Annotated in this window: 1 protein-coding gene; it reads right to left on the bottom strand. The window is 57.8% G+C overall.

Features of this window, described 5'->3' with window-relative positions; genetic code table 11:
• Positions 1-294: 294 nt before the first annotated feature.
• The coding region (locus tag J5M71_RS26680) for a LysR substrate-binding domain-containing protein (protein ID WP_243434367.1) at positions 295-580 on the bottom strand (286 nt) is incomplete at its 5' end.

The following is a 580-nucleotide window of genomic DNA, read 5'->3' as shown; positions in this document are numbered from 1 at the left end:
GTCTCTATCCTGGCATCGAATTCTTCGCGACTTATGCTGCTCATGGTTTGCCTGTCCCGCCCTGCATTCGATCTGTCCGTGACCGCATATTGATTCACTTCCCTGATTTTCAATTCGGCACCTTTCTATGGCTACGCGGCCTTCCCTGGCTCTTCGTTTCGATGCGTAACTGAGGTCTGCATCGAGCTGTAGTGACAATAGAACTCATCACGGACTACAACAAGCCGGCCCATTCTGTCTCGGACGTAGGCTGTTTCGTCAGCAGTTGTAGCCTCGGGCAAAACCCTGAACCACTTATTCGTTTTCCAGCGCAAAGGCCTCAACGATCTGCTCGATGACCGCCCGTACCCGCGCGGTGTGACGCAGGTCGGCATGGGTGACCAGCCACACTTCATACGGCAGCGGCCGGGTCCGCTCCGGCCAGAGTCTGACCAGGCCGTCGCGTTCGCCCATGTACACAGGAATCTCCCCTACCCCGAGGCCGGCGGCAAGGGATCGACGCACTAGAAGGCTGGAGCTGAGCGTGGCGACGATGCGTCCGCGGGTCAACGGTTCAGAGACCAGCGTAAGGTCTTTTTTG

This window comes from Pseudomonas sp. 43(2021) (genome assembly GCF_017490805.1).
In the GTDB taxonomy this organism is placed as follows: Bacteria; Pseudomonadota; Gammaproteobacteria; order Pseudomonadales; family Pseudomonadaceae; genus Aquipseudomonas.
This window is presented reverse-complemented; position numbering and strand designations above follow the sequence as displayed.